The organism is Paucilactobacillus kaifaensis, from assembly GCF_005405145.1.
Taxonomy (GTDB): domain Bacteria; phylum Bacillota; class Bacilli; order Lactobacillales; family Lactobacillaceae; genus Paucilactobacillus; species Paucilactobacillus kaifaensis.
Genome location: NZ_BJDM01000018.1, coordinates 1 through 14,618, shown reverse-complemented (window position 1 = coordinate 14,618; position 14,618 = coordinate 1). Strand labels below are relative to the sequence as shown.

11 protein-coding genes are annotated in these 14,618 nt (G+C 39.0%); all 11 read left to right on the top strand.

Annotation, left to right across the window (positions count from 1 at the left end; all coding sequences use genetic code 11):
• Nucleotide 1: 1 nt before the first annotated feature.
• The 11 genes from mfd (at nucleotide 2) to lysS (ending at nucleotide 14,320) form a co-directional block, all read left to right on the top strand.
• Nucleotides 2-3,520 carry a transcription-repair coupling factor gene (mfd, locus tag FFM51_RS07235; protein ID WP_137597990.1) on the top strand — a complete coding sequence of 1,173 codons (3,519 nt, stop codon included), beginning with the start codon at nucleotides 2-4 and terminating at the stop codon, nucleotides 3,518-3,520.
• Nucleotides 3,495-5,078 carry a putative polysaccharide biosynthesis protein gene (locus tag FFM51_RS07230; RefSeq protein ID WP_170999591.1) on the top strand — a complete coding sequence of 528 codons (1,584 nt, stop codon included), beginning with the start codon at nucleotides 3,495-3,497 and terminating at the stop codon, nucleotides 5,076-5,078. Before mfd ends, FFM51_RS07230 begins: the two co-directional genes overlap by 26 nt.
• A 17-nt stretch (nucleotides 5,079-5,095) precedes the next feature.
• Nucleotides 5,096-5,374, top strand: a complete 279-nt coding sequence (locus FFM51_RS07225) for an RNA-binding S4 domain-containing protein (protein WP_137597968.1) — start codon at nucleotides 5,096-5,098, stop codon at nucleotides 5,372-5,374.
• A gap of 103 nt (nucleotides 5,375-5,477) precedes the next feature.
• Nucleotides 5,478-5,888, top strand: coding sequence for an FtsB family cell division protein (locus FFM51_RS07220; RefSeq protein WP_137597967.1), 411 nt, complete (start codon nucleotides 5,478-5,480; stop codon nucleotides 5,886-5,888).
• Nucleotides 5,889-6,040: 152 nt separating this feature from the next.
• Entirely contained in the window at nucleotides 6,041-6,568 is a 528-nt protein-coding gene (locus FFM51_RS07215; RefSeq protein ID WP_137597966.1) for a S1 domain-containing RNA-binding protein, read from the top strand.
• 23 nt (nucleotides 6,569-6,591) lie between these two features.
• Nucleotides 6,592-7,992 (top strand): tRNA lysidine(34) synthetase TilS, encoded by a 1,401-nt coding sequence (gene tilS / locus FFM51_RS07210; RefSeq protein ID WP_137597965.1) that lies wholly within the window; start codon nucleotides 6,592-6,594, stop codon nucleotides 7,990-7,992.
• A 1-nt stretch (nucleotide 7,993) separates the two neighbouring features.
• A complete protein-coding gene (gene hpt, locus FFM51_RS07205; RefSeq protein WP_137597964.1) occupies nucleotides 7,994-8,533 on the top strand; it encodes a hypoxanthine phosphoribosyltransferase in 540 nt (179 codons plus the stop codon).
• A 94-nt stretch (nucleotides 8,534-8,627) separates the two neighbouring features.
• A complete protein-coding gene (gene ftsH / locus FFM51_RS07200) occupies nucleotides 8,628-10,733 on the top strand; it encodes an ATP-dependent zinc metalloprotease FtsH (RefSeq protein ID WP_137597963.1) in 2,106 nt (701 codons plus the stop codon).
• Between the two features lie 79 nt (nucleotides 10,734-10,812).
• The gene (gene hslO, locus FFM51_RS07195) at nucleotides 10,813-11,706 is read left to right on the top strand and encodes an Hsp33 family molecular chaperone HslO (protein ID WP_137597962.1); all 894 of its coding nucleotides are present in this window, start codon (nucleotides 10,813-10,815) and stop codon (nucleotides 11,704-11,706) included.
• Nucleotides 11,707-11,783: 77 nt separating this feature from the next.
• Nucleotides 11,784-12,794, top strand: a complete 1,011-nt coding sequence (gene dusB, locus FFM51_RS07190) for a tRNA dihydrouridine synthase DusB (protein ID WP_137597961.1) — start codon at nucleotides 11,784-11,786, stop codon at nucleotides 12,792-12,794.
• A 32-nt stretch (nucleotides 12,795-12,826) separates the two neighbouring features.
• On the top strand, nucleotides 12,827-14,320 hold the full coding sequence (gene lysS, locus FFM51_RS07185; RefSeq protein ID WP_137597960.1) for a lysine--tRNA ligase: 1,494 nt from the start codon (nucleotides 12,827-12,829) through the stop codon (nucleotides 14,318-14,320).
• Nucleotides 14,321-14,618: the final 298 nt, after the last annotated feature.

Here is a 14,618-nt window from a genome sequence, read left to right as displayed (position 1 = left end):
AATGCCGGAATTTACCCAAATTTCAAATGCAATTAAACCTGGTGAGCGTCAATTAATTACTGGTATTTCTGGTTCTGCGCGGACATTATTATTGAGCGCACTGCAACAAAAGTCGTCACATCCTCAAGTTATTGTGACTGATACATTATTTCATATGGATCAAGTTGCCGCGGATTTGATGAACAGATTGCCAGAAGAAAAAGTGTTTGAGTTTCCGGCTGAAGAAATGATTGCCGCTGAAGTGGCAACGAGTTCACCCGATTACAGGCTGCAGCGGGTACAAGCACTGCATGCTTTAATGCAAAATGAAAACTGTGTGATTGTTACATCAACATCTGGGATGAACCGGTTGTTGCCTGAACCGCAGGTCTTTAAACAAGCGGCACTGAATATCAAAGTGGGCAGTGAAATTAAATTAGAAAAGACCAGAATTCTATTGAGTTCGATGGGCTATAAATATGAAAAAATGGTTTTGAGACCGGGTGATTTTGCTATTCGGGGATCTATTATTGATATTTATCCGTTAAATACACAGTATCCGGTTAGAATTGATCTGTTTGATACGGAAGTTGATTCATTACGTTTTTTTGATGCAAGTGATCAACGCAGTGTTGAAAATATTGAAACAGTGACAGTTTTGCCAGCCACTGATTTTGTTGTGGCACCAACTGATTTTTCGGAAATTGGGGCTCGAATTCAAACGGCTTTTAACAAAACTCACGATGACCTAACTGATGAAGATGCACGTAAAAGACTAGAACAGGCAATTTCACCGCTGTTAAAAGCAATTTCACATGAACAATTAGTACCCGAAATGCTGGAATTTGCTAATCTGGTTTATCCAAAAAAATATTCTTTGCTGGATTATTTACCAGCAGATAGCGCCTTATTTATTGACGATTACCCACGAATTGTGGATGCTCAAAAGCAGTTTCAAAACGACGAAAGTAATTGGTTAGTTGATAAAGTGGACCAGCAGCAGTTATTATCGACTGATACTTTACAAAATGATTTTGTTCAGTTAATACGTTCTGATAAACATGCTCAGATTATTTTTGCTCTCTTTCAAAAAGGAATGGTTCAATTAAAATTTACGCAAATTACTAATTTAATTACGCGTAATATGCAGCAATTTTTTGGTCAATTACCAATTTTAAAAACCGAAATTGGCCGCTGGATGAAGCAAAATCAAACTGTGGTAATTATGGTCAATGGTGAAGAGCGAATGCAGAAAATCGACAGTACACTGCACGACTTTGACATCAATGTCACTGAGACTAAAGCAAATGAAATTAAACCGCAGCTTGTTCAACTAGTTTCGGCCGGCTTACAAAATGGATTTGAGTTGCCAAACGCCAATCTGGTTGTGATTACTGAAACAGAAATGTTTAAGCAGGTTCAAAAAAAACGGGTCCGACAGCAAACTTTAGCTAATGCGGAGAGAATCAAAAGCTATACGGATCTTAAACCAGGTGACTACGTTGTTCATGTGAATCATGGAATTGGGCAGTTTACAGGAATTCAAACCTTAAAAGTTGATGGTGTAAATCAGGATTATATTACTATCGACTACCAAAAAAATGCACAAATTTTTGTACCAATTACGCAACTTAATTTAGTCCAGAAATATGTTTCATCAGAGTCGAAAACGCCACATGTTAACAAATTGGGTGGGAGTGAATGGGCGAAAACAAAACGAAAAGTCGCTGCTAAAATTGAAGATATTGCAGATGAATTAGTTGAGTTGTATGCTGCACGAGAAGCCGAAAAAGGCTATGCTTACCCCAAAGATGACAGTTATCAAGAACAATTCGAAAATGATTTTCCGTACACTGAAACTAGGGATCAGTTACGCAGTAGTGAGGAAATTAAACGAGATATGGAACGCATCAAGCCAATGGACCGACTGTTAGTTGGGGATGTGGGTTATGGTAAAACGGAAGTTGCCTTACGGGCTGCTTTTAAAGCTGTTGAAGCTGGCAAACAGGTAGCTTTTCTTGTCCCAACGACCATTTTGGCCCAGCAACATTTTGATACCATGCAAAATCGATTTGAGGGTTACCCGGTTAATATTGGGTTAATGTCACGGTTCAAAACTACTAAAGAAGTGCGAGAAACTGAAGCACAGCTTAAAAGTGGCGAGTGCGACATTGTTGTTGGAACCCATCGATTGTTATCTAAAGATATTTCGTTTAAAGATTTAGGGCTGTTAATTATCGATGAAGAGCAACGTTTTGGGGTTAAGCATAAGGAACGCTTGAAACAGCTAAAATCTAACGTGGATGTATTAACATTAACAGCCACACCGATTCCAAGAACTTTGCATATGTCAATGCTGGGAGTTCGCGATTTATCTGTGATTGAGACACCACCAGCTGGTCGTTTTCCAATTCAAACGTATGTAATGGAGCAAAATGCAGGCGCAATTCGAGATGGTATTATGCGCGAAATACAGCGTGGTGGACAAGTCTACTATTTGCACAATCGGGTGGCGGACATTGAAAAGACAGTGGCCGAAATTCAAATGCTAGTTCCAGAAGCACGCGTCGGCTATATTCATGGTCAAATGACAGAATCACAACTGGAGGGTGTTTTATATGACTTCGTTCGTGGTGAGTATGATGTGTTAGTGACAACATCAATTATTGAAACAGGAGTTGATATTCCGAATGTAAACACGTTATTTGTGGAGAATGCTGATAGAATGGGATTAGCACAACTATATCAAATTCGTGGTCGCATTGGACGTAGTAACCGGGTTGCATATGGTTACTTTATGTATCAGCCTAATAAGGTACTGACTGAGGTAAGCGAAAAACGATTAGCTGCAATTCGTGATTTTACCGAATTAGGTTCCGGGTTTAAAATCGCGATGCGAGATCTATCAATTCGGGGGGCCGGTAACTTATTGGGCAAGCAACAGCATGGTTTCATTGATTCAGTGGGGTATGATCTATACTCACAAATGCTAGCCGATGCAGTCGCTATTAAACAAGGAAAGAAAGTTACGCAAAAAACAGATAGTGAAATTGAATTGGGAATTGAAGCATATTTGCCATCTGAGTATATTGAAGATCAACGACAAAAAATTGAGATTTACAAAGAAATCAGAAAGGCCGAAAATGAAGACCAATTAACAGAAACTCAAGGTGATTTGATCGATCGCTTTGGAGATTATCCTGTTCAAGTTGAAAATCTACTGGTGATTGGCAAAATTAAACTTTTCAGTGATTTAGCACTATTAGAAAAAATCAGGCGCCAGGATGGGTATATATTTATCTTGTTATCTAAAAAAGCGAGTCAAATTATTTCGCCTAAAACGATTTTAAAACAACTAGCGCAAACTGATTTTAAGGCAACTATTGGTGAAGATAATCAAAAATTACAAATTAAATTGGTGATTCAACCAAAAATGAATCAAACCACATGGCTAGCCCAATTAACTGATTTTATTGGCGCATTAGCACAGCAAACTCATGACAGCGAGGACCAACGTGAAACGTCAAAGACATCTTCATAAAATATTGACAGGAACGCTAATTTTAACATTATCGACTTTGATCGCTAAAGTACTGAGTGCATCCTATCGAATTCCGTTTCAGAATTTGGTTGGCGATACAGGGTTTTATGTGTACCAGCAAGTATACCCGTTGTATGGGATTGGAGTGACATTAGCGTTAAGTGGCTTACCTGTTTTTATTTCTAAATTAGTTGCGGAGCGCCGAACGCAGATTGAAAAGGAAACTCTAGTACAACAATTAGTAGTGATACTAAGTGTACTTGCCATCTTATTGGTACTGTTTAGCTGGTTACTTGCGCCATGGCTGGCCCAATTGATGGGCGACAAAAATCTGGCACCTGTTATTCAAAGTGTTGCACTGATGTTCATATTTATGCCAATTCTGGCTGTTAGTCGTGGATATTGGCAGGGAAAATATAATATGATCCCAACGGCTATTTCTCAATTGATAGAACAAGTTGTTCGCGTTTCAATTGTGATAAGTGTGGCGCTAGTAGCCAGTCGGCAACATTGGAATGTTTACAAAATGGGTACATTTGCAATGGGAAGTGCCTTTGTAGCAGGTCTTATTGCAAGTTTATTTTTACTGCCAACTATCTGGCGTATTCTACGACACGCTAAAATAAACCAATTAACAACCACAGTACCATGGTTGTTAATTAAGCGACTATTGGTAGAAGGTGGTGTGGTTTGCTTATTTGCAGGAATGGTTGTGTTGTTTCAATTAGTTGATTCATTCACTGTTAAACGTGGATTGGTTAGTGGTGGCCTGGCCCCAACATATGCCAAGGCATTAAAAGGAGTATTCGATCGTGGACAGCCATTAATTCAATTAGGATTAGTAGTTGCAACAGCTTTTACTGCCACATTGTTACCATCATTAACTGCTAGTCGTTTAAGACACAATATAGTTGAGTTTCGCCGAGTGTATCGTTCTGCACTACACTTATGTATTGCGATGTCTTTGTTTGCAACTGCGGGGTTAATTACGTTGATGCCGCAAATTAACCAATTATTGTTTGTTAATTCGGTTGGCAGCTTGGCATTGGCAATTAGCATGACTAGTATTGTGCTGGTGGCGTTAATTACCACGTACAGTAGTGTTTTGCAGAGCCTAAATCAATTTTATGTCACAATGTTTGGCCTTTTTGGCGGGTTGATCATTAAGCTATTGGTTAACTTTTATTTAGTGCGACACCTTGGAATTGTTGGAGCTGCGCTGGGAACGATTATCGGTTTAACAGTTACGTTAATAATTATTAGATCTTCACTGCCATCACAATTAAAACAGTTGACGATGGATCGCCGTTTTCAAATTAAGTTATTGGGAATTTGTATTTTGATGGGTGTCTGTGCAAAGTTGACTTGTGTGTTAGGGTTATATATATTTGGCACAAGTAGATTAGCCATGATTCCAATTGTGGCGATTTCAGTTATTATTGGATGCTCAGTGGTGCTAGTTTTAGTAGCAAAGTGGCAGTTATTTTCAATCAAGGAAATTGTCACGTTCCCTGGTGGTAAACGGCTATTAAAGTTGATTAATAAATCAAAAAGTTAAAAGTGGAGGATAAAAAAATGCGTTTAGATAAATTTCTTAAGGTTTCACGAATCATTAAACGACGTTCTGTGGCAAAAGACATTGCAGATCAAGGACGAATTACAATCAATGGTAATAGTGCTAAGTCATCAAGCAATGTGGCTGTTAATGATCAACTGATTATCAAGTTTGGTAATAAGACCGAAACAATCAAAGTTTTGCAAATTATCGAAACTACCAAAAAAGATGAAGCAGAGCAAATGTATGAGATTGTCGATGAAAGTTATAAAGAGGACTTTCGTAAGGGTGTTAACTAACACTGTGTTGGTTATTTTGATCGCGGGATGGCCCAATTTGTTATAGACAAATAATCGGGTGATTGCTATACTTTAGCTATAAATAGTAAAGGGGCAATCGCAAATGGCACAAAATCGTGAGAATAAAGTTTCTCATATTCATTCAGATTATTCAAAACAGATTCTTGCGCAAGAAGCGCAAAATGCTAGTGAACGACAGCAACTGATTCAAATCCGCAAGAAGCGTTTTTATGCGATTATCAGTGTCTTTGCAGTGTTTGTCCTTTTCTTCGGTGTTAAAATTATCCAAAGTCGTGCTAGTTTACGTAGTACTGACGCTCAAGTGACGAAGCAAGAAGCTAAATTAAAAACGGTTAAAAGTACAAATAAAGATTTGAAACATGAAGTAAAACTATTGAATAATGATGACTATCTTCAAAAGGTAATTCGGCAAAAATATTATTATTCTAAACAGGGTGAAACAATTTATAATTTACCGACAAAATCAGTTTCTGTAGATACAACAGATAAATAAATATTTGAAAGTTAGTGATGGCCACAGATAGTTGTTGACCACCACTATTTTTAGTTTTTATTGGTCATTTCAATGATTCTATTTTCGGTAGCAACACAGTTTTAATCTGTGCTATACTCAAAATACAATACGCAAGGAGGATCTACTTTTTCATGGCAATTGAAGTAGGAACAAAAGTTTCAGGTAAAGTTTCAGGTATTACTAATTTTGGTGCATTTGTGGATTTAGAAGATCACAAAACGGGTCTGGTACATATCAGTCAAGTGTCGAATAGCTTTGTGAAAGATATTCACGATGTTTTGTCTGTTGGGGATGAAGTTACTGTTAAAGTAATTTCAATTGCAGACGATGGTAAGATTGCTTTATCAATCAAGGCAGCCAGCGAGCCAGAGCATAGTTCTAAGACTGGTAGTCAGAGTGGAGCAAAGCATTACGAACATAACAATAACCATCGATCAAGTAGTGATAATCAACATTCCAGCCAGAGAGGTTATTCGCATAGCGGCAGTCAATCGAATAGTTTTAAGGGAAATCGTGATCATCAAAGTGGTAGTAATGGTGGCAAAGAAGATTTTGATTCATTATTATCAGGCTTTTTGAAGGAAAGTGAGTCGCGACTTTCTACCTTGCGTCATAATACTGAGGGGAAACGTGGTGGCCGTGGTGGCCGGCGCAGTTAATAATAGTTAAGCAACAATGGAGCATGATGAAAAAATCAACGTTACAAGTTAAATTTGAGCGGAACTTAGCACAGTACCGCTTTTTTAATACCAATGAAACGGTCGTGCTGGCCGTATCTACAGGAATTGACTCTATGGTTTTGTTGGAACTGTTTTTAAAGTTGTCCGCTGAGCAACGACCGCGGATAATTATTGCCCATGTAAATCATGAATTACGGAGTGAAAGCTTCAAAGAGGAACAGTTTATTCGTTCGTTTTGTGAGCACCATCACCTAGAACTACGAACTAAACACTGGCCCCAGGCAGATCATCCGGATCATGGTATTGAGGCAGCAGCACGAAATTTTAGGTATCAGTTTTTTGCCAGAGTGTTACAAGAAGAGCACGCCCAATTTTTGGCTACGGCTCATCAAGCGAATGATCAAGCAGAAACAATGTTGATGAAACTAGTTCGGGGCGGGCAATTAACCCAATTGGCTGGAATTGCGCAACAACGTGATTTTTCAGTTGGACAGCTGATTCGTCCGCTCCTTAATGTTTCTAGAGCCGAAATAACTGCATTTGCTCTTCATGAGCAGATCACCTGGTTTGATGACAGTACTAATACAGATCTGTCGATTCAACGTAATCGATTTCGGCATCGGATTATTCCACAATTACAGCATGAAAATCCATCGGTCGTGGCCCACTTAAATGATTATCAACGGCAGTTAGCTCAATTGTTGGAATTTTCTGGTCAACAAGTTCAACAGCTTATCCAGGAGATTAGTACTGATAAAAATCAATTAGATTTGTCGTTATACCATAAATTGAGTTCGGCTGCGCAACAACTTGTATTACAACAGTGGCTGGAACAAAACCAAGCAGTGCGTGATGTATCCCAAGCGCAACTAGTCGAAATTATTCAAGTATTAGGCAATGAAGCTAAACCTCAAGCTAAATTTAGGTTAAATGAGCAGACAATCTTAGTTAAAGAATATCACTTTGTCTGGGTTAGTAAGACTAATGAAGCTGATAATTCAGTTACAATCGGTGGCACGACTGTGCTAAAATTAAACCAATGGCAGACAGTTATACCACGAGAAAAAATTGGAATTTTTACTCCCATGAGTTTAAAGTCAGCTGAAAATGACAAAATTATATCAATGTGGTTACCGAAAACAGCATTCCCACTTAAAATACGCCGTTGGGAAGCTGATGACACATTGATACTCAAAAATGGTCATCATCAAAAAGTGAGACGGATTTTGATTGACAACAAAGTTCCCACTGAAAAACGACAATCACAGTTAGTGGTTGTTGACCAATTCGATAATGTTATTTGGGTTGTTGACCAAAAAATGAGTTGGTTAACACGACCATTGGACTATCAAAATAAATGGCAACATGTTGTATTTGTTAGACACTTTGACAGAGGAGAATAGCATGGATAACGACATTGAAAGAGTTTTATATAGCAGAGAAGAAATTTTGCAAGCTGCTGCGCGACTGGGGAAGCAGTTAACGACAGACTTTAAGGACAAAAAGCCTATTGTAATCTCAGTCCTTAAAGGAGCCATTTTATTCACGGTGGATGTTATTAAAGAAATGGATGTTTATGCTGAGCTAGATTTTATTGATATATCAAGTTACCATGGTGGAACTGAATCGAGTGGCCAAATCGACTTGTTACACGACTTGGGAACAGATATTGATGGTCGTAATATTCTAATTATTGAAGATATTATTGATACCGGTCGTACATTAAAGTATTTGATTGATTTGTTGAAACAACGTAATGCGGCAGAAATTAAAGTTTGCACATTATTGGATAAAGAAGAGGGCCGAGCAGTAGATGTTAAGGCTGATTATATTGGTTTTTCTGTGCCTAATGAGTTCGTGGTTGGCTATGGATTAGATTACAAAGAATTGTATCGAAATCTACCATATGTTGGAGTGCTGAAACCCGAAGTTTACACGAGTTAGGTTGCCCGATAAATTAATAGTCAATGTTGGTCAACTGTGCTATCATAATTTTCATCAATACAAGGCAGCTAAAGCTGTAAGATAGGAGGTAGTTATGAATAACAACAATAATAACAATAAGCGAAATGGCTTTAGTCGCAATGTGCTATTTTATGCGGTGATTTTCCTTGCCATCATGGGTATTGCATACTTTTTCTTTGGTGGAAATAATTCATCATCGCAATCAGCAAATATTCAACAAAGTCAATTTGTCTCACAATTAAAAGACAAAAAAATCAAAAGTTTTCAAATGCAACCTAGTGGTGGAGTTTACAAAATTACTGGGCAATATAAGAAAGCACAAGAAAATAAAAACAGTAATTCTGGGTTTACTTTCGGAACCACAGGCGATACTAAGGTAAAGAGCTTTCAGGCTACCGTATTACAAAGTGATGTAACAATTGCACAGTTACAAAAATATGCACAACAAAATAATGTCAAGATGGGAACTAAAGCTGAAGAGTCAAGTGGCTTTTGGGTCAATCTACTGATTTATATTGTGCCAGTAGTGATTATGATTTTCTTCTTCTACATGATGATGGGTCAAGCTGGCCAAGGCGGTGGCGGCGGTGGCCGCGGAGTGATGAACTTTGGTAAGTCAAAAGCCAAGCCATCTGATTCTAAGCAAAATAAGATTCGTTTTTCCGATGTTGCTGGTGAAGAAGAGGAAAAACAAGAACTAGTTGAAGTAGTTGAGTTTTTAAAAGATCCAAAGAAGTTCTTGTCGTTAGGAGCTCGAATACCTTCAGGTGTACTGTTGGAGGGACCTCCTGGTACCGGTAAAACATTACTTGCCAAAGCCGTCGCAGGCGAGGCTGGGGTGCCTTTCTACTCAATTTCAGGTTCTGATTTCGTTGAAATGTTTGTTGGGGTCGGGGCTAGTCGAGTTCGGGATTTGTTTGAAAATGCCAAGAAGACAGCTCCATCAATTATCTTTATTGATGAAATTGATGCAGTTGGTCGACAACGTGGTGCCGGTATGGGCGGTGGCCATGATGAACGTGAACAAACTTTGAATCAATTGTTAGTTGAAATGGATGGTTTTAACGGTGATGAGGGTGTAATTGTCATGGCCGCAACTAACCGTTCTGATGTTTTAGACCCAGCACTTTTACGTCCGGGTCGATTTGATCGAAAGATTTTGGTTGGCCGTCCTGATGTTAAGGGTCGTGAAGCGATTCTGAAAGTTCATGCTAAAAATAAACCATTGGCTGCAGATGTTGATCTAAAAGAGATTGCTAAGCAAACTCCTGGATTTGTTGGTGCAGACTTGGAAAACTTGCTGAATGAGGCCGCATTATTGGCTGCTCGTCGCAATAAACGTCAGGTTGATGCAGCAGATTTGGACGAGGCTGAAGACCGAGTGATTGCTGGTCCGGCTAAACGTGATCGGGTTATCTCAAAACAAGAACGTGAAACGGTTGCCTATCATGAGGCGGGGCATACGATTGTTGGTTTGGTTCTTAATGATGCTCGGGTCGTTCATAAAGTAACCATTGTACCTCGTGGTCGTGCTGGGGGATATGCAATCATGTTGCCACGTGAGGACCAAATGTTAATGTCCAAAAAGGATGCTAATGAGCAGATTGCCGGTTTAATGGGTGGTCGTGCCGCTGAAGAGATTATCTTTGATTCACAATCCTCTGGTGCTTCCAATGACTTTGAACAGGCGACACAAATTGCTCGTGCAATGGTTACCCAATATGGAATGAGTGATAAACTTGGCGAAGTCCAGCTTGAAGGCGGTGGCCAGGCATTTATGGGTCAACAATATGGTCAATCACCTGCCTACTCAGAAAAGACTGCTGCTTTAATTGATGAAGAAGTTCGTCGATTAACGACGGAGGGTCATCAAGAAGCTCGTAATATTATTGAGAGCCATCGGGCAGAACACAAGGTTATCGCTGAGGCGCTCTTAAAATATGAAACTCTGGATGAAAAACAAATTTTGAGTTTGTTTAAGACTGGTGAAATGCCACAAGATGACAAGTCAACAGAATCAGACACTGATCGCGCTGCTACTTTTGAAGAATCCAAGCGTGAATTGGAACGCAAAGAAGCACAACGTCACAGTGAAACTGAAGATAGTTTACATGAAGATGAAAGTTCGAATACGGATGACAATCAGTCAAGTGACGATTCTCAACCAAAAGGCGAATAATCAAAAATATATGTGATCTAACGGGATTGGTGCAAACTTAGTTTGTGTCAGTCCTTTGTTAGTTATAAAGGAGACAGTAATGACACAAAAAGATGTTTTAGTTAAAAGCGTGGTTGGTGATGGTATGTTTCGCGCGTACGCAATTGATGCTACTGGGGTAGTGCAAGAAGCACAGCAAAGACACGATACTTGGAGCGCTGCATCGGCTGCGCTGGGTCGTAGCTTAGTTGGAACAGTACTGTTGGCTTCTTCAGTGCTTAAAGGCGAAGAAAAGATGACGGTTAAAATTCAAGGAGATGGTCCGGTGGGGGCTATTGTTGTGGACGGTAATGCAAACGGAACTGTTAAAGGATATTTGCAACACCCACATGTTAACTTACCATTGAACAAAAAAGGAAAGATTGATGTACGTACTGCAGTAGGGTCAACGGGGACATTTTCTGTTACTAAAGATATGCCACAAGGCGATCCATTTACAGGTCAAGTGCCAATCGTTTCAGGTGAGTTGGGTGAAGATTTTACCTACTATCTAGCACAATCGGAACAGATTCCTTCTTCAGTTGGATTGTCCGTATTTGTTAATGCAGATAATAGTGTGGCAGTTGCAGGTGGTTTTTTAATTCAGGTTATGCCGGGAGCTAATGATGAAGCTATCAGTCAATTGGAACAGCAAATTAATCAATTGCCGTTGGTTTCGGAATTACTCCGGCAAAACAAAAGTCCCGAAGATATTTTACATTTATTGTTCCCACAACAAGAAGTCAAAGTGCTGGATAAAATGCCTGTATTGTTCAAGTGTGACTGTTCAAAAGAGAGATTTGCTAAGGCTCTTGCCAGTATTCCACGAGCAGACATGGAGCAGATGATTGAAGAAGACCATCATGCCCAGGCAGTTTGTCATTTTTGTGGAAACAAGTATGACTATAGTGAAATCGATTTAAAAAAGATTTTATTACAAATGACAGCGGAGTAACGTGGTATCATTAAATTGATTGTGCTATGATAGTTTCCGCATATGAAACGAATAATATTAATGAGGTGAAACAATAAATGGAATGGAAAATTGGTGATGTGACAATTCCTAATCAGGTTGTAGTGGCACCGATGGCTGGAGTGACTAATTCTGCCTTTCGTGTTATTTGTAAAAAATTTGGTGCTGGCTATGTTGTCTGCGAAATGATTTCAGATCGTGGCATTATGCATCACAATCAAAAAACACTGTCGATGATGAAAGTTGAAGAAACTGAACATCCAATGGGCATCCAAATTTTTGGCGGTACGAAAGAAACTTTAGTTGAAGCGGCAAAATTTGTTGATCAGCAAACTGAAGCAGATGTAATTGATATCAATATGGGCTGTCCAGTTAATAAAGTGGTAAAAACTGAAGCTGGTGCAAAGTGGTTGCTTGATCCAAATAAGGTCTATGAAATGGTGTCATATGTAACAGACGCTGTAAAAAAACCTGTGACTGTTAAAATGAGAATTGGTTGGGATTTGGATCATGTTTATGCTGTTGATAATGCTCTAGCGGCACAACGAGCTGGTGCCAGTGCATTAGCAATGCACGGCCGGACTCGTAAACAGATGTATACTGGCCAGGCAGACTGGAATGTTTTGAAAAATGTTGCTCATGAGTTGACGATTCCATTTATGGCTAATGGGGATGTACGTTCACCTGAAGATGCTAAAAGTATCTTAGATCAGACTGGCGCAGATGCTGTTATGATTGGCCGGGCAGCCATGGGGAATCCCTGGATGTTAGAACAGACAGAACATTATTTAGCAACTGGTGAACTGCTACCAGAAGCCACACCAGAAAAGAAAGTTCAAATGGCTAAAGAGCATTTGGAACGATTAGCTAATTTGAAGGGCGAAAAAATTGGTGTGCATGAATTTCGGGGCCAAGCGACCTATTATTTAAAAGGGACGCCTCGCTCTGCTCGTACTAAAGCAGCATTAATGGAAGCTGAAAGTGTGCAAGAAATGAATGATATCTTTGATCGTTTTTTGGAACAAACAAAGGAACGACAAATAAAAAGACAATTAAAACAGGCACAGTAGAAGTTGATAATTAGCTGAATGGAGGAAACATTGTGGCAAAAGAACAGGAAATGAATGATCAATTACGTGTCCGACGTGAGAAGATGAGTGAACTTCGCGAGGAGGGAATTGACCCATTTGGACATCGGTTTCAACGAGACTATTTAGCGCAACAATTACATGATGAATTTGAAGAGCAAGATAAAGATGAACTTAACGATTTAAATAAACAAGTAACGATTGCTGGTCGAATGGTATCAAAACGAGGCAAAGGTAAGGTTGGTTTTGCTGACATTTTGGATCGGACGGGACGCATTCAGGTTTATTTACGTAAAGATGTTCTTGGTGAGGATGTTTACCATATCTTTAAGCGATCTGATATTGGTGATTTTCTTGGAATTACAGGCGATGTGATCAAGACTGACACTGGTGAATTGACGATTCGTGCAACTGGTTTAACTTTCTTATCAAAGGCTTTACGACCATTACCTGATAAGTTTCATGGCCTCCAAAATCAGGAACAAATCTACAGACAGCGGTATTTAGATCTGATTTCTAATCCTGATAGCTTTAAACGATTTCAGCAGCGTAGTAAAATTATCACAGCCATCCGTAGTTATCTAGACCAAGATGGATTTACTGAAGTGGAAACACCAGTTTTACATAATCAGGCTGGTGGAGCCAATGCCCGTCCGTTTGTTACTCATCATAATGCATTGGATATTAACTTATACCTACGCATTGCATTGGAGTTGCACTTAAAGCGACTAATTGTTGGTGGTCTAGAACGGGTTTATGAAATTGGCCGTGTTTTTAGAAATGAAGGAATGGATACGAAACATAATCCTGAATTTACAATGTTGGAAACGTATGTTGCTTTTTTTGATTTCCACGATGTGATGGATGAAACTGAAGGAATCTTTAAGGCAGCTGTAAAGGTAATTTCAGATGATGGTAAAATAACTTATCAAGGCACGGAGTTGGACTTGCATAAGGAGTTTAATAGAGTACACATGGTAGATGCAATTAAAGAGTATACAGGTGTGGATTTTTGGCAGAAGATGACGCTGGAACAGGCACGTAAGTTAGCAGATGAGCATCATGTTCATTACGAAGAATACTGGCAAGTTGGTCATATTATTAATGAGTTTTTCGAACAATTTGTTCAGGATAAGTTGATTCAACCAACGTTTGTTTATGGACATCCAGTTGAAATTTCACCATTGGCTAAGAAAAACGAGAAAGATCCTCGTTTTACTGACCGATTTGAACTTTATATTGTTGGTAACGAGTTTGCTAATGCTTTTACTGAGTTGAATGATCCAATTGATCAACGGGAAAGATTTGAAGCACAAGTTAAGGAACGCGAAGCTGGTAATGATGAAGCTGAGGGAATTGATGAAGACTTTATCGAGGCGCTAGAATATGGGATGCCGCCTACAGGTGGTCTCGGTATCGGAATTGATCGATTAACTATGTTGTTGACTGATAGTGCGTCAATTAGGGACGTCATTTTATTTCCAACAATGCGACCGGAAGAAAACTAATAAGACAAGATTAAAGACTGATGTTAAATCAGTCTTTTTTATTAGACTTTTTTCATATAGATGAATTGTAATTGACGTGATGTAACAACATTGGTATAGTTACAAAGTTGTCAATTTAAGACATGTTTTGTTTCTCCAAACGAGATTCAAAAATAGTTGAAAAAGTTGTTGACACTGGGTTATCTAAATGGTAATCTAGTATACGTTGCTTGAGAGATATGGGCAACAAAGTAGACCTTTGAAAACTGAACAAAGTTTCGACAAATCAAATGTGTAGGGTCCTTAAACCTTCGGGTTT

Excerpts from the sequence above, each read along its gene's own strand:
- mfd (WP_137597990.1), top strand. The coding sequence starts at position 2 with ATGCCGGAATTTACCCAAATTTCAAATGCAATTAAACCTGGTGAGCGT.
- FFM51_RS07225 (WP_137597968.1), top strand. The coding sequence starts at position 5,096 with ATGCGTTTAGATAAATTTCTTAAGGTTTCACGAATCATTAAACGACGT.
- FFM51_RS07220 (WP_137597967.1), top strand. The coding sequence starts at position 5,478 with ATGGCACAAAATCGTGAGAATAAAGTTTCTCATATTCATTCAGATTAT.
- FFM51_RS07215 (WP_137597966.1), top strand. The coding sequence starts at position 6,041 with ATGGCAATTGAAGTAGGAACAAAAGTTTCAGGTAAAGTTTCAGGTATT.
- tilS (WP_137597965.1), top strand. The coding sequence starts at position 6,592 with ATGATGAAAAAATCAACGTTACAAGTTAAATTTGAGCGGAACTTAGCA.
- hpt (WP_137597964.1), top strand. The coding sequence starts at position 7,994 with ATGGATAACGACATTGAAAGAGTTTTATATAGCAGAGAAGAAATTTTG.
- ftsH (WP_137597963.1), top strand. The coding sequence starts at position 8,628 with ATGAATAACAACAATAATAACAATAAGCGAAATGGCTTTAGTCGCAAT.
- hslO (WP_137597962.1), top strand. The coding sequence starts at position 10,813 with ATGACACAAAAAGATGTTTTAGTTAAAAGCGTGGTTGGTGATGGTATG.
- dusB (WP_137597961.1), top strand. The coding sequence starts at position 11,784 with ATGGAATGGAAAATTGGTGATGTGACAATTCCTAATCAGGTTGTAGTG.